Below are 13,423 nucleotides of genomic sequence, written 5' to 3'. Positions count from 1 at the left end.
GCGTGAGAGCAAGCGGCTAGACGGAGAAAGAGCAAGAGGAGCTCGGGTGAAACAGGTTGTGCAGAACTACAAGAGCGGCGAGCTGGCGCTGCTCGACGTGCCGGTGCCGGGATGCAAGCCGGGCGGCGTGCTGGTGCGGACGGCGTACTCGCTGATATCCACCGGCACCGAGCTCATGAAGGTGTCCGAGGCCGGCATGTCGATGGTGGGCAAGGCCCGCTCGCGTCCCGACCAGGTGGCCAAGGTCATGCAGAGCGTCGCCACCAACGGCGTGGGCCCCACCTACCGCAAGGTGATGGGCAAGCTGGACTCCTATACGCCGCTGGGCTATTCGCTGTGCGGCATCGTCGAGCAGGTCGGCGCCGGGATCGACGACGTGAAGGTCGGCGACCTCGTGGCCTGCGCGGGCAACGAGCACGCGCTGCACGCCGAATTGAACTGGGTGCCGAAGAACCTCTACGCCCCGGTGCCGGACGGTCTGGCGCCGCAGCATGCGGCCTTCGGCACCGTCGGGTCGATCGCGATGCAGGGCGTCCGCCAGGGCGAGCCGCAGCTCGGCGAGGTGGCCCTCGTCATCGGCCTCGGGCTGATCGGGCAGCTGGTGGCGCAGCTTCTGACCGCCTCGGGAGTACGCGTCGTCGGCGTCGACCCCGACCCGGCACGCTGCGAGCTCGCCGAGGGTCTGGGCGCCGCGGCCTGCGGCGACCCCGCGTCCGCCGCCGTGGAGGCCGCCGTCGCCGAACTCACCGGCGGTCACGGCGTGGACCAGGTGTACCTGGCCGCCGGCGGCGCCAGCAACCAACCCGTGGAGCTGGCCGCCAAGTTGAGCCGGGACCGCGGCCGGGTCGTCGACATCGGCAAGTGCCGCCTCGACCTGCCGTGGAACGCGTACTACGAGAAGGAACTCGACGTCCGGTTCTCCCGCTCGTACGGCCCCGGACGCTACGACCCGTCGTACGAGATGGAGGGCCGGGACTACCCGATCGGCTACGTGCGCTGGACCGAGCGCCGCAACCTGGCGTGCTTCCTCGATCTGCTCGCCCGCGACCGCGTCGACGTGGAGCCCCTGGTCTCGCACATCGCCGACTTCGACGACGCCGTGGAGACGTACCGGAGTCTGAAGGACGGCGAGCTGAAGGCCGTGGCCGTGCTGTTCCGGTACCCCGAACAGGCAGCGGAATCAGGGGAGTCGGAGCCTGCGACGGTGACCGTGCCCGCCGTCCGGCGCAGCGGCGGAGCACCCCTCCCGGCCCGGTCCGCCAAGGCACCCGTGCGCCTCGCGTTCGTCGGCGCGGGCAACTACGCGACGTCCATGCTGCTGCCGCACCTGGCAGGGCGCGACGGCGTCGAGCTGTCCACGGTCGTCACCACGACGTCGCTGTCCGCGGCCAACGCGCAGCGGAAGTTCGGCTTCGCCCAGGCCACCACCGACCTCGACGCCGTGCTCGGCGACAAGTCCATCGACGCGGTGTTCGTCGTCACCCGGCACAGCTCGCACGCCGAACTCACCGGGCGGGCGCTCCTCGCCGGCAAGGCCGTGTTCGTGGAGAAGCCCCTGGCCCTCACCGAGGACGACCTGTCGGGCGTGCTCGCGGCGGTGGAGGAGTCCGGCAACGACCGGCTGCAGGTCGGCTTCAACCGCCGGTTCGCGCCCCTCCTTCAGGAGGCTGGGAAACGGTTCGGCGCCCGCACCGGTCCGGCGAGCCTGCGCTACCTGGTCAACGCGGGCCGGCTGCAGCACGGCAGCTGGTACCTCCAACAGGGCACCGAGGGCTCGCGGTTCGCCGGCGAGGGCGGACACTTCATCGACACGGCGAGCTGGCTGCTCGGGGCCGATCCGATCTCGGTGTACGCGGTCGCCGCCTCCGGCAACGACGACCTGCAGGTCGTGCTGCGCTACCCGGACGGCTCCACCGCCACGATCAGCTACGTCACCACCGGGCCGTCGAGCTTCCCCAAGGAAACGCTGGACCTCGTCGCGGACGGCAAGGTGCTGCGGCTCGACGACTTCGTGCGCGCCTCGGTGTATTCCGAAGGCACCGCCGGCCGCAAGCGGTGGGTCAGTTCGCGGCTGCCCAAGGCCCGGGACAAGGGCCAGGAGGCCGAACTGGCCGCGTTCATCAAGGCCGTGCGGACCGGCGGGCCGATGCCGGTGCCGCTGGAGTCCCTCGTCGCCACCACCGCGGCCACCCTCGCCGTGCAGGCCGGCCTGCACGGCGGCGCGCCGGTGACGCTGGAGAGCGCGCGATGACCTTGAGCGCGGGCTGGTACTTACGGCGGCTGTCCCGGATGGGACCGCGGGAGGTCGGCGGCCGGGTGGGCGACGCGGTGCGCCGACGCCGCTGGCGGCTGTCGCTGCCGGACTGCCCGGACGTGACCGGCGCCCGGTTCACCGCGGTGCTGCCCGCCGACGTGATCGCCGCCGTGCCGGCGGCCGCCGCGAAACGGCTCATCGCCGAGGCCGACCGGCTGATGGCGGGGCACGTCGAGTACTTCGGGGTCGGCCGCGACGACCTGGCCGACCCGGACTGGTGGTACGACCCGAAGACCGGGCGCCGCGCTCCGTGGGGCTACGCCTTCGACGTGCCGTACCGCAACGAGGACGCGGTCGGGGACATCAAGCAGATCTGGGAGCTGTCCCGGCACCAGTACCTCACCGTGCTCGCCGCCGCCTACGCGCTCACCGGGAACGAGCGGTACGCCGAGCGGGTGGCCGAGCACCTGCGGCTGTGGTGGGCGGCCAACGCGCCGCTGCGTGGAGTGCACTGGATCAGCGGCATCGAGCTGGGGATCCGGCTGCTCTCCTGGGTGTGGATCCGTCGGCTGCTCGACGGCTGGGCGGGCGCGGCCGCCCTGTTCGAGGACAACCCGGTGGCACGGAACCAGATCTGGCACCACCAGCGCTGGCTGGCCGCCTTCCCCAGCCGGGGCTCCTCGGCGAACAACCACATCATCGCCGAGGCCGCCGGGCAGCTCGCCGCTGCCTGCGCGTTCAACTGGTTTCCCTCCTCGGTACGTTGGCGGGACGGCGCGCTGCGGTCACTCGAACGGCACCTGCGCGGCAATACCTTCGACTCCGGCCTCAACCGTGAGCTGGCCACCGAGTACCACGGCCTCGTCCTTGAGCTCGGCCTGGCCGCGGTGGCCGAGGCGGACGCCGCCGATGTGCCGGTTCCCGCGTCGCTCCGGCTGACGCTGCTGCGGATGACCGACGCGCTCGCGGCCGTCGTGGACGGCCGGCTGCGGCCGCCGCGCCAAGGGGACGCGGACGACGGGCACGGACTGATCGTGGACGGCGCGGGCACCGACCGCTGGGGCTCGCTCCTCGCCACCGGGGACGCCGTGTTCGGCCGGCTCGACTGGTGGCCGGCAGTGACCGGAACCGACGTGCGCACCCCGCTGCTCGCCGCGCTCATCAAGCCCACCGAGCTGTCCGTGACCCGCCCGGTGAGCCGTCCGCACCACTTCGCCGACGCGGGCCTCACCATCCTGCGCGGTCCCGACGGGATCTGGTGCCGCTGCGACGGCGGTCCGCACGGCTTCCTGTCCATCGCCGCGCACGCCCACGCGGACGCGCTCGCCGTGGAGGTCCGGCACGACGGGGTCGACGTGCTCGCCGACCCGGGGACGTACTGCTACCACGGGCAGCCCGAGTGGCGGCAGTACTTCCGCTCGACCCTCGGCCACAACACCCTGCAGCTGGACGGCGAGGACCAGTCCGTCTCCGGCGGCCCGTTCCTGTGGACCCGGCAGGCCCGCACCCGCGTCCTGGTCGCGGACGCCCCCGACGAGGGCGTGGCCACCTGGTGCGCCGAGCACGACGGGTATCAGGGTTCCGTGCATCGCCGTAGGGTGGAACTGGCTCCAGATGTACGGGAGTTGAGGGTGGTCGACGAGGTGCGCGGCCCGCGCCGGTCCGCCCGCCTGGCGTTCCACCTCGGCCCGGCGATCGCCGCGGAACTGGACGGGAACCGGGCTGAGCTCACCTGGACCCGGGACGGCGAGGACCGCTCCGCGGTGCTCGACCTGCCCGGGCAGCTGACCTGGCGGGCGCATCGCGGCGAGAGCGGCCCGCCGCTGGGCTGGTACTCCGCCGGCTTCGGGCAGAAGGAACCCGCCACCACGCTGGTCGGCACCGGCTTCGCCGACGGCGCCGCGCCGTCGGGGGAGTTCACCACCGTGCTCAGGTTCCGCGGCTAAGGAGGACGAGTGGGGATCAAGTGGCGGAACTGGGCGAGATCGTCGGCACCGTTGGCGCTGGCACTCCTTGTGGTGACCGGCTGCACGAGCACGCCAGGCGGCGCCAAGGCGGAGCCGACCGGTGGGTCGACCACGTCCAAGATGCCCGCCACACCCGTGGCCCGGGTGTGCGCCAAGCCACCGGCCGGACCGGCGAAGGCACCGGCGGGCGCGGTGACGGTCGACCCCGCGGTGGTCGGTGACCTCGTCGCGAAGACCAAGAAGAGCCCCGCGAACACCACCTTCTGGCTGCGACCGGGCAAGCACCGCCTGGAGCGGGACCGCTATGCCCAGGTCATCCCGAAGAAGGGGAACCGTTACCTCGGGGCGCCGGGCGCGGTGCTCGACGGACAGAAGGTCAACCAGTACGCGTTCGGCGGCAGCGCCCGCGACGTCACCATCAGCCAGCTGACCGTGCAGCGCTTCGTCGCGCCGCAGGACCAGGGCGTGGTCAACCACGACTCGGCCGACGGATGGGTGATCGAGCACGCGAGGATCCAGGACAACTCCGGCGCCGGGATGATGGCGGGCGCCCGCCAGCAGGTCCGCGCCAACTGCCTGCGCAACAACGGGCAGTACGGAATGAACGCGTACAAGCCAGACGGCCGCATCACCGGCCTCGTGCTTGAGGACAACGAGATCGTGGGCAACAACACCGGCGACTGGGAGCGGAAGCGGGAAGGCTGCGGCTGCACCGGAGGCGTCAAGTTCTGGGCCGTCAACGGCGCCGACGTACGCGGCAACTGGGTGCACGACAACCGCGGCACCGGGCTGTGGGCGGACACCAACAACAACGACTTCCGTATCGAGGACAACGTCCTCGAAGCCAACGACGGTGCCGCGCTGATCTACGAGACCAGCTACAACGCGGTCATCCGCGACAACACGATCCGGCAGAACAACTGGGTGGAGGGCCGCAAGCAGGCCGGCCGCGGCGACAACTTCCCCTTCGCGACCATCTACTTGTCCGAGTCGGGCGGCGAACCACGGATCCGGGCCCGCACGGACAAGATCGAGATCTACCGGAACGTGCTGGAGAACAACTGGTCCGGGATCACCCTGTGGGAGAACGCCGACCGGTTCTGCAACAGCCCGGCCAACACCTCCTCCGGTGACTGCACCCTGCTGGTGAAGGACACCGACCGCTGCGCGAAGCCGGCGATCGCCAAGGCGCCGCTCTACGCCGACTGCCGGTGGAAGACCCAGCGGGTGGACATCCACGGCAACCGCTTCGTCCTGGACAAGTCCGTCGTCAAGTGCACGGAGAAGTGCGACCGGATGGCGGTTCTCGCCAACTACGGCACCTATCCCAAGTGGTCGCCGTACAAGGGCGAGCGGGTGTCGGAGGCGATCACCCGCAAGCAGGACAACCGCTGGCACGACAACGTCTACCTCGGACCGTGGAAGTTCGTCGCCTTCGACCCGAGCCGGGTCCTCGACTTCGGACCGTGGCAGGGCAAGGGGTACCGGCAGGACGCGGGCAGCACCCTCGACCGACGGGCCGGTGGCTGAGGTGGGCAAAGACCTGAGGCCGACCGAGCTGCCGGGCGCGGCGGACACCACGGGCACACAGCCCGGCGCCGAACCGCACCCCACCGCCACACCGAGGATCGTCGCGATCGTCTGGGGACTGCTGGTCCTCAACACGCTCGGCTCCGCCGGGGCGGTGACCGTCATCCCGCTGCCCCGCTCCCTCATCCAGATGGTCACCATGGGCTCGCTGGTCGCCGCGTTCGCGCTGGCGCTCATGGTCAACCTCCAACTGCGCATCCGGGCCAGCGCGTTCCTGCTGCTGCTCACCCTGCTGCTCGTGCCGAGCGTGATCTCCAGCGTGGACCTGGAGTCCGGGTTCGGCGCGCTCTTCCGCTGCGGCCGCCTTGCTCTCTTCGTCGCCACGCTGTGGCTGCTCAGCCGCTGGTGGGACGGCGGCACGACGTTCGTCCGGTACCACATCAGGATGTACTTCGCGGTGCTCGGTACGGTCGCCGCCGGCGCGGTCATCTCACCCGGCGCGGCCATGCCCGAGCTCTACGGCGGGCGCCTCGTCGGCGCGTTGTGGCCGCTGACCCCGCCGCAGATCGGACAGTACGCCGCAGTGATCATCGGGCTCACCGTGCTGCTCCTCCTCGGCCGCCGGACCACCGGGGCGAGCGCGGCGGTGGTCATCGTGCCGTCGCTCGTCCTGCTCGTGCTGACCCATACCCGTACGGCCACGCTCGGCCTGCTCATCGGGCTCGCGTTCGCGATCTGCTCGCTCGTCCTGACCAGCGCCGCGGCCCGCCGGTTCTTCGGCTGGGCGCTGCTGTGCGCCGTCGTGGCCGCGGTGGGCTTCAGCTCCGCGCTGCAGGCGTGGTACCTGCGCGGGCAGAGCCAGGAGTACTTCTCCAGCCTCAACGGCCGGGCCCTCGTCTGGGACGCCCTGCTCGCGGCGCCGAGGTCGACCTCGGAGATGGTGTTCGGCACGGGCCTGGGCGACAAGTCGTTCGGCGGGCTGCCGATCGACAACAGCTGGCTGGCCGTCTACGCCGAACAGGGACTGCTGGGTGTCACCCTCGTGGCGGCGTTCATCGTCGTCCTCGCCGGCGTCGCGCTGCTGCGGCCACCGTCGCTGGCCCGGGCCTGCGCGATCTTCCTGATCAGCTACTGCGCGATCGCGTCGTACACCGAGGCCGGTCTCGGCGACGCCTCGCCGTATCTGCTGCATCTGACCGTGGCCGCCTCGCTGCTCGTGGTCCCTGCCGCGGTCACGCCCCGCGGGGCGGCCGACGGCCCCCGACGACGCAGCCCGCACTGGGCCCGGCACACGCCGCCCTCGACGGCCCAAGCTCCTCGACCCTCGACGGCCGGGGTCTCTCGACGACGTATCCCGCGCTGGGCCCGGGGAAAGGAGGTGACCTGACATGCACGTTCTCGTGGTGCACAACCGCTACTCCTCGGGTCAGCCGAGCGGGGAGAACAAGGTCGTCGACCAGGAGGTGGCGCTGCTGCGCGAGGCAGGGCACCGGGTCGAGGTGTTCGAGCGGCGCAGCGACGACATCGCCGACCGCTCCCTCCTCGGAAAGGTCGCGGTGCCGCTCCTCGTGCCGTGGAACCCTTCGGTGCGAAGGGAGTTGACGGCCCGGCTGCGCGCCGACCGGCCGGACGTGGTGCACGTCCACAACGTCTTCCCGCTCCTGTCGCCCGCGGTCCTTGCCGCCTGCGCCGACGCGGGCGTGCCCGCCGTCGCCACGCTGCACAACTACACCCAGGTCTGCCCGCCCGGCACCCTGCAGCGGGACGGCCGGCCGTGCACCGAGTGCGTCGGCGGGTCGCCGCTGCCCGCCGTCCGGCACGGCTGCTACCGGAACTCCAGCCTGGCGACGGTGCCGCTCGCGGTCAGCTTGTCGGTCAACCGGCGCCGGTGGTGGTCCGGCGTGGAGCGGTTCCTGTGCATCTCCGCGGCGCAGCGCGACGTCCTGGTGGCGGCCGGCATGCCGGCCGAACGCCTCGCGGTGAAGCACAACTTCGTGCCCGACCCGGGCGAGCGCCGAGCGGGCGCCGGGGAGCATGTGCTCTATCTGGGCCGGCTCGCCGAGGTCAAGGGCGTACGGCTGCTCATGGCCGCCTGGGACGAGATCGCGGCGAGCGGCGGTGTGGGCGTGCCGCTCGTGATCGCCGGTGCGGGACCGCTGGAGTCGGAGGTCACCGCCTGGGCGGCGGGCCGCGACGACGTGCGGTACGTCGGCCTGTACGACGCCGCGGAGAGCCGCAAGGCCGTCGCGCGGTCGGTCGCCGTGGTGGCTCCCTCGACCTGGCTGGAGGCGTTCGGCCTGGTGGTCGTCGAGGCGATGGCGGCGGGGGTCCCGGCGGTCGCCGCCGGGCACGGGGCGTTCGTCGAACTGGTCGAGGACGGGGTGACCGGGCTGCTGCACCAGCCGGGCGAGGCAGCCTCACTCGCGTCCTGCATACGCCGGATCGCGACCGATCCGGACCGCAACAAAGAGTTGGGCCGGGCGGCCCGGAACCGCTACGAGCAGGGCTTCAGCCCGGCCGTCGGTCTGGAGCGCCTGGTGGACGAGTACCGCACCGCGATCGCGGGTCGGCCCGGCGGCGGGGACAGCCCGCCGCCGCAGGGAAATGGAAACGCTGACTCGCGGCGGGGGGCCCGCGCGAGCAGGGGGGATGGGGGCAGTAAATGACACGATGCCGACTCTGCGGCTCGGCGGCGCTGGCGAGCGTCGTCGATCTGGGGGCGACCCCGCCGTGCGAGAGCTTTCTCGCCGCGGACCAACTGGACCAGCCGGAACCGGCGTACCCGCTGCACCTGCGGGTCTGCACCGACTGCTGGCTGGCGCAGATCCCGCCGCTGATCACGCCGGAGGAGACGTTCAAGGAGTACGCGTACTTCTCCTCCTTCTCGACCTCCTGGGTGGAGCACGCGCGCACCTACGTCGCCGACGCCACGGCGCGGGCGGGGCTCGGTTCCGACGCGTTCGTGGTCGAAGTGGCAAGCAACGACGGCTACTTGCTGAAGCATGTGGTGGACCGGGGGATCCGCTGCCTGGGCATCGAGCCGTCGGTGAACGTCGGCGCTGCGGCGCGCGACGCGGGCGTGCCCACGCTCACGGAGTTCCTGTCCCCGGAGACAGGTGCGGCCGTCCGCGCCGAACACGGCCCGGCAGACCTGGTCGTGGCCAACAACGTGTACGCGCACATCCCCGACGTGGTCGGGTTCACCCAGGGTCTGCGCGCCCTGGTCGCCGACGACGGCTGGGTCTCCATCGAGGTGCAGCACCTGCTGACCCTGATCGAGGAGAACCAGTACGACACGATCTACCACGAGCACTTCCAGTACTACACGGTCGCGTCCGCGATCCGGGCCCTGGCCAGTGGTGGACTCGCCCTCGTGGACGTCGAGTTGCTGCCCACGCACGGCGGCTCCATCCGGCTGTGGGCCCGGCCCGCCGAGGTGGCCGGTGAGCCGACCTCGCGAGTGGCCGACGTACTGGCCCGGGAGAAGGCCGCCGGGCTGCAGGAGCTCTCCGGGTACACCGAGTTCTCCGCCCGCGTCGCCAAGGTACGCAGGGACCTGATGCGGTTCCTCATCGAGGCGGCCGAGCGCGGTGAAACGGTCGTCGGGTACGGCGCCCCGGGCAAGGGCAACACCCTGCTCAACCACTGCGGCATCCGGCCCGACCTGCTCGCGTACACGGTCGACCGCAACCCGTACAAGCACGGCAGGTTCACCCCGGGCACCCGCATCCCGATCCTGCCGCCCGAGCAGATCGCCGCCGACAAGCCCGACTACGTCCTCGTCCTCCCGTGGAACCTGCGGGCCGAGCTGGTCGAGCAGCTGTCCTTCGTGCACGACTGGGGCGGCCGCCTCGTCTTCCCCATCCCGGAACTGAGCATCGTCGACGGTCACGTCGTGAAAGAGGTCACAGCATGAAGGTCGTACTGTTCTGCGGCGGCTACGGGCTGCGGATGCGCAGCGGAGCCGGCGACGACGTGCCCAAGCCGATGGCGATGGTCGGTCCGCGGCCGCTGATCTGGCACGTCATGCGCTACTACGCGTCCTTCGGGCACACGGAGTTCATCCTGTGCCTCGGGTACGGGGCACACCACATCAAGAACTTCTTCCTCAACTACGAGGAGACGACGTCCAACGACTTCGTGCTGCGGGGCGGGAAGACCGAGCTGCTCTCCACCGACATAGCCGACTGGACGATCACGTTCGCGCAGACCGGCATCGAGTCGCCGATCGGGGAGCGGCTGCGCCGGGTGCGCCACCACCTGGACGGCGACGACATGTTCCTCGCCAACTACGCGGACGTGCTCACCGACGCCCCGCTGCCGGAGATGATCGAGAAGTTCGCCGTGCGTGACGCCGGTGCGTCGATGATGGTGGTGCCGCCGCAGTCCTCGTTCCACTGCGTGGACCTGGGCGCGGACGGCCTGGTGGGGGGCATCACCGCGGTGAGCGAACTGCCGCTGTGGGAGAACGGCGGCTACTTCGTGCTCCGCCAGGAGGTCTTCGACCACATACCGGAGAACGGGGACCTGGTCGCCGACGGCTGCGGCCAACTGGCCAAGCAGGGCAGGCTGGTGGCGTACCAGCACCGCGGCTTCTGGAAGCCGACCGACACCGTGAAGGAGCGGGCCGCGCTCGACGACGCGTACGCCCGGGGCGAGCGTCCCTGGGCCGTCTGGGAACGCGACGCCGCCGCGGTGGGGACCGCGTGATCCGGCTCGGGGCCGGGCGCCTGGAACGGATCGTCGCGGTGGGCGCGCACTGCGACGACATCGCCATCGGCGCGGGCGGCACGCTCCTCGCGCTGTGCCGCGCGCACCCGGGCATCCGCGTCGACGCGCTGGTGCTCTCCGGGGGCGGCGGCGAGCGGGAGCAGGAGGAGCGGGCCGCGCTCGCCGCCTTCTGCCCGGGCGCCGAACTGCGGCTCACGGTCGACAAGTTGCCGGACGGGCGGCTGCCCGCGCACTGGGAGGAGGCCAAGTCCGCCATCGAGGAGCTGCGCGAGCGGACCGAGCCGGATCTCGTCCTCGCCCCGCGCACCGATGACGCGCACCAGGACCACCGCGGCCTGGCGAAGCTGATGACCACCGCGTTCCGCGACCACCTGGTCCTCGGCTACGAGATCGTCAAGTGGGACGGCGACCTCGGCCGCCCTTCGGCGTACCAGCCACTGACCCCCGAGATCGCCGAACAGAAGGTGCGGCTCCTGCAGGAGCACTACCCCTCGCAACGGCACCGGCCCTGGTACGACCGGGAGGCCTTCCTCGGCCTCGCACGGATCCGCGGCATCGAATGCCACGCGCGCTACGCCGAGGCGTTCGCCGTCACCAAACTCACGCTCGACCTGGGCACTTTCGATCAAGGGGAATGAACAGTGCGCGTACTACTGACCGGGCACCAGGGCTACTTGGGCACAGTGATGGCCCCGGTCCTCGCGGCCGCCGGACACGAGGTCGTCGGCCTCGACGCCGGACTGTTCGCCGACTGCGTCCTCGGCCCGCCGCCCGCGGACCCGCCGGGGCACCGGGTGGACCTGCGTGACATCACGGCCGAACACGTGGCCGGGGTGGACGCCGTGATCCACCTGGCCGCGCTCTCCAACGACCCGCTGGGATCCCTCGCCCCGGAGCTCACGTACGACATCAACCACCACGCGTCCGTACGCCTGGCCCGCCTCGCCCGCGACGCCGGGGTGCGGCGCTTCCTGTACGCGTCGACCTGCTCGGTCTACGGAGCCGCCGGCGGCGGCGAGTTGGTGGCCGAGGACGCCCCGCTGCGCCCGGTGACGCCGTACGCGGAGTCCAAGGTGCGCGTGGAGGACGACCTGCACCCGCTCGCCGACGGCGACTTCAGCCCGGTGTTCATGCGCAACGCCACCGCCTTCGGCTACTCGCCCCGGCTGCGCGCCGACATCGTGCTGAACAACCTGGTGGGCCACGCGCTGCTGTCCGGCGAGGTGTTGGTGCTCTCCGACGGCACGCCCTGGCGCCCGCTGGTGCACGCCGCCGACATCGCCCGGGCCTTCGCGGCCGCGCTGGGCGCGCCGCGCGAGGCGGTGCACGACCGGGCGTTCAACATCGGCAGCGAGGTCAACAACGTCACGGTCGCCGAGATCGCCGAGCAGGTCGCCGAGGCGGTGTCCGGCGCGAAGGTGAGGATCACCGGGGAGAACGGCGCCGATCCACGGTCGTACCGGGTGGACTTCTCCCGGTTCCGGGCCGCGATCCCCGGCTTCGACTGCGAGTGGACGGTCAAGCGGGGTGCGCTCGAACTCGCCGAGGCCTACCGGAAGTTCGGGCTGACCAAGGAGGACTTCGAGCGGCGCTTCACCCGCCTTGCCGTGCTGCGCGCGGCGTCCGAGACGGGCGCCGTCGACGACACCCTGCGGTGGTGCAGATGACCACTGTCGGCGAGGAGATGCACGCGCTGGTGGAGCGGCTGTACCCGCTGTGCCGGAGCATCACCGGCGACGGGGTGCGCGCCACCTTGGACATCGTCGGCGAATACCTCCCGCTGCAGACGCACGAGGTGCCGACCGGGACGCAGGTGCTCGACTGGACGGTGCCCCAGGAGTGGAACATCAGGGACGCGTACGTTGCCGACGCCGCCGGCAACCGGGTCGTCGACTTCGCCGAGTCCAGCCTGCACGTGCTCGGCTACAGCGTGCCGGTGTCGACGACCATGCCCCTGTCCGAGCTGCGCGCCCATCTGCACACCCTGCCGGACCACCCCAAGTGGGTGCCGTACCGCACCAGTTACTACAAACCCGCATGGGGGTTCTGCCTGGCCCAGGAGGCCTTGGACGCGCTGCCGGACGGCGACTACGAGGTCCGTATCGACTCCACCCTCGCCGACGGCCACCTCACCTACGCCGAGCACGTGGTCCCCGGGCAGGTCCCGGACGAGGTGATCGTCTCCTGCCACGTCTGCCACCCGTCGCTGGCCAACGACAACCTGGCCGGCATCGCGGTGGCCACGTACCTGGCGCGGGCGCTCGCGGAGCAGACGCCGTACTACACCTACCGGTTCATCTTCGCGCCCGGCACCATCGGGGCGATCACCTGGCTGGCCCGCAACGCGCAGCGGATCGAGCAGGTCAAGCACGGCCTCGTGCTGGCCTGCGCGGGGGACCGGGGCCAACTGACGTACAAGCAGAGCAGGCGCGGCGACGCGGAGATCGACCGGGTGATGCGGCACGTACTCGAAGCATCCGAACGCCCGCACCGCATCGCCGAGTTCACTCCGTACGGCTACGACGAGCGGCAGTACTGCTCACCCGGGTTCAACCTCGGCGTGGGCTCGCTCAGCCGGACCCCGTACGCCGGCTACCCCGAGTACCACACCTCGGCGGACAACCCGGGCTTCGTCACCCCGCAGGCGATGGCGGACACCCTCGCGGTCTGCCGCGAGGCGTTCGCCGTCCTGGATCGCAACCGGTGCTATCTCAACCTCAGTCCGTACGGCGAACCACAGCTGGGCAAGCGGGGGTTGTACGACGCGGTCGGCGGCCGCAGCGACACCAAACAGGCCCAGCTGGCCATGCTCTGGGTGCTCAGCCTCTCCGACGGCGAGCACAGTCTCCTCGACGTCGCCGAGCGGAGCGGGCTGCCGTTCGGCGCCGTCGCCGCGGCGGCCGACGCCCTGGGCGCGGCCGGGCTGGTCAAGGCTTGACGC

At 71.4% G+C, this 13,423-nt stretch carries 10 protein-coding genes; all 10 read left to right on the top strand.

Going from position 1 to position 13,423, the window contains the following annotated elements; translation table 11 throughout:
- Window positions 1-46 precede the first annotated feature (46 nt).
- From OG430_RS09835 to OG430_RS09790, 10 genes are read left to right on the top strand one after another with little or no spacing between them, the layout of a single operon-like run.
- Window positions 47-2,251 (top strand): bi-domain-containing oxidoreductase, encoded by a 2,205-nt coding sequence (locus OG430_RS09835; protein WP_327352052.1) that lies wholly within the window; start codon window positions 47-49, stop codon window positions 2,249-2,251.
- Window positions 2,248-4,200 (top strand): alginate lyase family protein, encoded by a 1,953-nt coding sequence (locus OG430_RS09830; protein ID WP_327352051.1) that lies wholly within the window; start codon window positions 2,248-2,250, stop codon window positions 4,198-4,200. Before OG430_RS09835 ends, OG430_RS09830 begins: the two co-directional genes overlap by 4 nt.
- A gap of 9 nt (window positions 4,201-4,209) precedes the next feature.
- On the top strand, window positions 4,210-5,751 hold the full coding sequence (locus OG430_RS09825; RefSeq protein WP_327352050.1) for a right-handed parallel beta-helix repeat-containing protein: 1,542 nt from the start codon (window positions 4,210-4,212) through the stop codon (window positions 5,749-5,751).
- Window positions 5,744-7,138: an O-antigen ligase family protein gene (locus OG430_RS09820; protein WP_442816462.1), complete on the top strand. Its 1,395-nt coding sequence runs from the start codon at window positions 5,744-5,746 to the stop codon at window positions 7,136-7,138. The genes OG430_RS09825 and OG430_RS09820 overlap by 8 nt, the downstream gene beginning before the upstream one ends.
- A gap of 1 nt (window position 7,139) precedes the next feature.
- Window positions 7,140-8,417 carry a glycosyltransferase gene (locus OG430_RS09815; protein WP_327352049.1) on the top strand — a complete coding sequence of 426 codons (1,278 nt, stop codon included), beginning with the start codon at window positions 7,140-7,142 and terminating at the stop codon, window positions 8,415-8,417.
- Window positions 8,414-9,667: a class I SAM-dependent methyltransferase gene (locus OG430_RS09810; RefSeq protein ID WP_327352048.1), complete on the top strand. Its 1,254-nt coding sequence runs from the start codon at window positions 8,414-8,416 to the stop codon at window positions 9,665-9,667. The genes OG430_RS09815 and OG430_RS09810 overlap by 4 nt, the downstream gene beginning before the upstream one ends.
- A complete protein-coding gene (locus OG430_RS09805) occupies window positions 9,664-10,461 on the top strand; it encodes a glucose-1-phosphate cytidylyltransferase (RefSeq protein WP_327352047.1) in 798 nt (265 codons plus the stop codon). The genes OG430_RS09810 and OG430_RS09805 overlap by 4 nt, the downstream gene beginning before the upstream one ends.
- Complete coding sequence (locus OG430_RS09800) at window positions 10,458-11,120, top strand: PIG-L deacetylase family protein (RefSeq protein ID WP_327352046.1); 663 nt, start codon at window positions 10,458-10,460, stop codon at window positions 11,118-11,120. The genes OG430_RS09805 and OG430_RS09800 overlap by 4 nt, the downstream gene beginning before the upstream one ends.
- 3 nt (window positions 11,121-11,123) lie before the next feature.
- Window positions 11,124-12,149, top strand: a complete 1,026-nt coding sequence (locus OG430_RS09795) for an NAD-dependent epimerase/dehydratase family protein (protein WP_327352045.1) — start codon at window positions 11,124-11,126, stop codon at window positions 12,147-12,149.
- Complete coding sequence (locus OG430_RS09790) at window positions 12,146-13,420, top strand: DUF4910 domain-containing protein (protein WP_327359027.1); 1,275 nt, start codon at window positions 12,146-12,148, stop codon at window positions 13,418-13,420. The genes OG430_RS09795 and OG430_RS09790 overlap by 4 nt, the downstream gene beginning before the upstream one ends.
- Window positions 13,421-13,423 lie beyond the last annotated feature (3 nt).

It is taken from the genome of Streptomyces sp. NBC_01304 (genome assembly GCF_035975855.1).
GTDB lineage: Bacteria > Actinomycetota > Actinomycetes > Streptomycetales > Streptomycetaceae > Streptomyces.
Note: the sequence above shows the minus strand (reverse complement) of the source record. Positions and strands in the feature narration are given on the sequence as shown.